Source organism: Anaerotalea alkaliphila, from assembly GCF_010179735.1.
GTDB lineage: Bacteria > Bacillota > Clostridia > Lachnospirales > Vallitaleaceae > Anaerotalea > Anaerotalea alkaliphila.
Genome location: NZ_JAAEEH010000070.1, coordinates 1 through 5,331 on the forward strand (window position 1 = coordinate 1; position 5,331 = coordinate 5,331).

The following is a 5,331-nucleotide window of genomic DNA, read 5'->3' on the forward strand; positions in this document are numbered from 1 at the left end:
AAAAGCATCATAGGCAACAAACAGACATGAAAAACCCACCATGACCTGAAAACGTTTCAGGTCATGGTGGGTTTTTGTTTGGTTAAATTTGCGGCTACGAAAAACTATGATGTTTTTCAGTGGCCTCCTTGGGCAGCGCTTTTTTTTTGCCCAAAATCCATGCACAGCAATCCGGGATAAAGGCAGAACAATTTTGTGCAAAGGCCATGGCTGTGATGTGCTTCAATGACACAAACCGGCAATAGTGTGCACAAAGAACGCAATCTGAAGCATTTGTTTGGGCATTATTATGGGATAGAATGAACGCATACAACAACAGAGAAAAAATGCATAAAGAATGAAAGGAGGAGCGATGGATGGCGGACAATACAATCAAATTGCGGGTATCCGGTATCGAGAAGCATTTCCCTGGAGTCAAGGCGCTGGATGGAATCAACTTCACGGTTAGAAAAGGAACCGTACATGTCATTTGCGGAGAGAACGGTGCAGGCAAATCGACCCTGATGAAAGTAATCAATGGAATCTACAAGCAGGATGCGGGAGAAATCCTTATCGATGAAAAGCCGGTGGAAGTGAAGAATCCCATTGAAGCCAGGAATTTGGGAATTTCCATGATCTTCCAAGAACTGAACTATATGCCGGAGATGACGATCGAGGAAATGCTGGTGGTGGGGAATTGGCCCAGGGACCGCTTCGGCAAAGTGGACTGGAAGGAAATAAGGAGAAGGACTTTGGAGGTGCTGGAAAAGGAAAAACTCCTATATGCGCCGGAGACCAAGCTCAAAGACCTCTCCGTATCGGATATCCAGATGCTGGAAATCCTGAAGGCGGTTTCCTACAATTCGGACATCATCATCATGGACGAGCCGACATCCGCCATCACACAAACGGAGGTTGAGGTCCTTTTTCGGAAAATAAACGAATTGAAGGAACGCGGTGCATGCATCATCTACATTTCCCATAAGATGGATGAGATCTTCAGGATTGCGGACGACATAACGGTTTTCAGGGACGGGACCGTAGTCGATTCCAGACGGAAAGAAGAATACGACCTGGATACGGTCATCACACAAATGGTAGGAAGGGAGATCAAAAACAACTTCCCGAAAGAAATGATCCCCATAGGGGAGAAGATTCTGGAAGTGGAGGGACTCACCAATGAAGGGAATTTCAAGGACGTGGATTTTCATGTCAAGGAAGGTGAAATCGTGGGTTTCGCAGGTCTGATGGGAGCGGGGAGGACGGAGGTGATGCGTTCGATTTTCGGACTGGATCCCTATCAGTCAGGGAAAATATCCATACGCGACAAAGAGGTCAGAATAAAAAATGTCAGGCACAGCATTGACCTGAAAATGGTCATGCTGTCTGAAGACAGAAGGCGTTATGGGATCATCCCCATGCGCAGCGTAAGGGAAAATGTGTCCCTGTCCAACTTGAAAAAAATAATCTACAAGGGAGCGCTCCATTCCAAAGAAGAAAGAGAAATCGCCGCAGAATATTGTGAAAAGATGAATGTGAAGACCCCCACCTTCGAAACACCCATCGCGGCACTGAGTGGCGGGAACCAGCAAAAGGTGATCCTTGCCAAATGGCTCCTGACGGATCCGGATGTCCTGATCTTGGATGAGCCGACGAGGGGAATCGACGTGGGTGCCAAGTATGAAATCTACAAATTGATTACGGACTTGGCAAAGGAAAGGAAAGCGGTCGTCATGGTCTCTTCGGAATTGCCGGAACTCATTGGGATGTGTGACCGCATCTATGTGATGGCCAAAGGGAGAATAATGGGTATGCTGAAAAAGGATGAGTTCTCACAGGAAAACATCATGCGCTATGCAACGGCAACGAAAGTCCAGGAGGTGAAAGAATGAGGACATTGGACAAGCAAAAAATATGGTCGGACATCAAAAGCAAGTACAGCATCTACCTGGTGTTGATTGTGCTGGTGCTCGTCAGTTGGATGGCCAACAGGAACTTTTTTTCCGTAGGGAACTTGAGCAACATTTCAACACAAATTGCGGTGGGAACCATCCTGGCATTCGGGCAGACCATACTCATCATCTCAGGCATGCTGGACCTGTCATCCGGTTCCGTGCTGGCATTCTCCGGTGTGCTTTCGGTATCCACCTATGTGGCCACAGGATCCCTGACGCTCGCCTTCATTGTGGGCGTTGCGGCCAGTGTGGGATGCAATATGCTCAACGGGCTGATGGTCACCAAATTCAAGACCCCCCCCTTCATAGCGACCTTGGCGATGATGGCCATGGCCAGAGGGGCGGCGCTGCTGTATACAAACGGACAGAACATCTATCAGATCGGGGATTATGTCATCTTCGGACAGGGAAAGATCCTTGGGGTTTCTTCTCCCATCGTATTCATGGTCCTCACGTTGTTCATAACCTGGTACATCCTGAAACATACCATATTCGGGCGTTCCATTTATGCAATCGGGGGAAATGAAGAAGCCGCCAACGCGTCGGGCATCAATGTCAACAGAATCAAAATGGTGGCCTTCGCCATCAACGGGGTGCTCGTAGGTTTGGCGGGAATCCTGTTCATGTCCCGTGTCAACGGAGGGATGCCCAACGGTGCGATCGGATATGAATTCAAGGCGCTGACGGCCGCAGTCATCGGCGGGACCAGTTTTTCAGGAGGGATAGGAACCGCATCCGGCACCTTGGCCGGTGCCTTCATCGTTGGGGTGCTGGACAACATCATGGTCCTCATGGGGGTGAACTCCTATCTCCAGCAGATCGTACGTGGGGCCATCATCGCACTGGCGGTCATCTACGACATCTGGTCCAAATCGAGACGCACAAAGCCTAAAGTGGTCAATGTGGAAGCCAAATGATCTGCATAGGGAGAAATCCAATCCAGATAAATAAAAAACGAATTCAGGAGGAAGAAAATGAAAAAAATCATGGTCATTGCACTCGTAGTCGCTCTCTTGACATCCATTTTTACCGGATGCAGCAAACCTGAAGAAACGCCGGTGGTTGGACAAAGCACAGAAGCTGCCGGGTCTGCACAAGGAGAGGGATCGGAAAAGGTGTACAGGGTAGCCTACATCGCAAGAGCCCAGGCGGACGCGTTCGCCGCCTGGTTGGCAAACGCGGTCATGGAAGAAGCGGGCAAATACGACAACATCAAACTGGATGTGTTCGACGGCCAGGCCGCGGACGACACGGTAAACGGCCTCATCGAAAATGCGATCGCCAACAAATACGATGCGATCATCGTACAACCCAACAACGGTGAGGCACAAAGGCCTTACGTGGAGAAAGCGGTTGCCGCAGGAATCGTCACCATCACCACCAATGCACGGATCAGCGGCATCGAAGGGGCATCTTCGGTAGACGCGGACCCGTACGCCCAGGCAGCTGTCAATGCCCAGGCAGCGATCGAACAGATTCCCCAGGATGCAAATGTGGTTGTGCTTCTTGGCCCTCCAGGAAATTTCCATGCGGATGCAAGACGTGAAAGCTGGCAGAAAGAGTTCTTTGAAAAACGTCCCGATGTCAAGATCGTCGGAGAAGAAATCGCAAACTGGAACAAGGATGAAGCCATGAACTTCATGGAAACATGGGTGCAGGCAAACAGCAAAATCGACGCCATCATTGCCATGAACGACAACATGGCGGCCGGCGCAATCGAAGTCGTCAAAGGAAATCCTGCATTTGCTGAGATTCTGGCCTATGGTGTCGACGGGACTGCGGAAGCCTGCCTGCTGATAAAAGACGGTCTGATGACATCCACAAGTCTGCAAAGCGCTTATGATTTGGCCTCTTCCCTGTTGGTCACCGTCGACAAGTTGGTGACCGGCCAAGAAACGCAGATCGACACGGACATCGACTGCCCTCTGATCAACCAGGACAATGTCGACCAATACATTGAAATGCATAAAAAAGCAGGGGCCTTGCAGTAGTTGGCTTCATCAGCTTAAAACAACGGGTACGTGGACATGCATATTGTCCACGTACCATAAATTGTAGAATGGAGGCAAATGGAAATGACAAATAAAGCGGTATTCATGCATGGCACCAACGACATGATATGGAAGGAAATCCCCGTACCGGTTCCCGAAGACAACGAAGTGCTGATAAAAGTGGATGTGGTCGGCATCTGTGGATCGGACGTACACTATTACCAGCATGGCAGGATAGGGGATTATGTAGTTGAGGGCGATTTCATTTTGGGGCACGAATGCGCAGGCGAAGTGGTGGAGGTCGGTTCCGCAGTCACGTCGCTGAAGGTTGGAGACCGGGTTGCGCTGGAACCAGGGAAGACTTGCGGCAAATGTGAATTCTGCAAATCCGGCAAATACAACTTGTGTCCGGATGTGGAGTTCTTCGCGACACCACCCTATCATGGGGTGTTCGCCAATTATGTCACACATCCGGAAGACATGTGCTTCAAATTGCCGGAAAACGTCTCCAACATGGAAGGGGCTTTGGTTGAACCGCTTTCTGTTGGGCTGCATGCAACCGGCATGGGCGAGGTCAAGCTTGGGGATACGGTTTTGATCTTCGGGACAGGCTGCATCGGATTGGCAAGCCTTTTGTCCGCCAAGGCAAGGGGGGCATCGAATGTGATTGTGGTCGATGTGCTGGAGAATCGGCTGGAAACCGCCAAGAAGCTGGGAGCAACCCATACGGTCAATCCCAAGGAACGGGATGTTGTCAAAACGGTGGAGGAGCTGACGGGCGGAAGAGGCGCCGATGTTGTGATTGAAACAGCGGGGGTGGCGATTACGGTCAAACAGACAGCGGACGTAGTCAAACGGGGAGGAACGATCGTGCTTGTGGGAATGACAGCGGAAGACGAGACTTCCTTCAACTTCATGAAGCTGATGGGCAAAGAAGGGCAAATCAAGACGATTTTCCGATACAGGAATCTGTATCCGACTGCAATCAACGCCATTGCAAGCGGCTCCATTCCAATTAAGGATGTGGTCAGCCATGAATTCGACTTCAAGGACGTCAAGGAAGCGTTTGATTTCGTTGTAAACAATGCAAAAGATGTGGTAAAGGCAGTGATCAGAATCAATTGATCCGACATCCCATGATAGGAATACGAGGTGCAGTATGGTCTATTTAGGCATAGATTTGGGGACATCCTCCGTGAAGGTGCTGGCGCTGGACGAAAGCCACGCCATCGTGGGGGATGTGTCAAAGGAATATCCCGTCTCCTTTCCCCAGGAGAAGTGGGCGGAGCAGGACCCGGAAGACTGGTGGGACAGTACGGTGGAAGCCGTCCGGGAGTTGGTGGAAACCTGCGGGATCCCCAGGGACGGCATCGGCGCCATCGGCTTCAGCGGCCAGATGCACGGGC

General features: G+C 50.6%; 5 protein-coding genes. All 5 read left to right on the forward strand.

The features are described 5' to 3' along the window. The first annotated feature begins 356 nt into the window (after positions 1–356). Positions 357–1,871 carry a sugar ABC transporter ATP-binding protein gene (locus GXN74_RS14025; RefSeq protein ID WP_162371558.1) on the forward strand — a complete coding sequence of 505 codons (1,515 nt, stop codon included), beginning with the start codon at positions 357–359 and terminating at the stop codon, positions 1,869–1,871. After that, positions 1,868–2,851 carry an ABC transporter permease gene (locus tag GXN74_RS14030; RefSeq protein ID WP_162371559.1) on the forward strand — a complete coding sequence of 328 codons (984 nt, stop codon included), beginning with the start codon at positions 1,868–1,870 and terminating at the stop codon, positions 2,849–2,851. The genes GXN74_RS14025 and GXN74_RS14030 overlap by 4 nt, the downstream gene beginning before the upstream one ends. A gap of 57 nt (positions 2,852–2,908) precedes the next feature. Beyond that, positions 2,909–3,925, forward strand: coding sequence for a sugar ABC transporter substrate-binding protein (locus tag GXN74_RS14035; protein ID WP_162371560.1), 1,017 nt, complete (start codon positions 2,909–2,911; stop codon positions 3,923–3,925). Between the two features lie 84 nt (positions 3,926–4,009). After that, on the forward strand, positions 4,010–5,050 hold the full coding sequence (locus tag GXN74_RS14040) for an NAD(P)-dependent alcohol dehydrogenase (RefSeq protein WP_162371561.1): 1,041 nt from the start codon (positions 4,010–4,012) through the stop codon (positions 5,048–5,050). A 34-nt stretch (positions 5,051–5,084) separates the two neighbouring features. After that, a partial coding sequence (locus GXN74_RS14045; protein WP_246208715.1) for an FGGY family carbohydrate kinase occupies positions 5,085–5,331 on the forward strand: 247 nt, incomplete at its 3' end.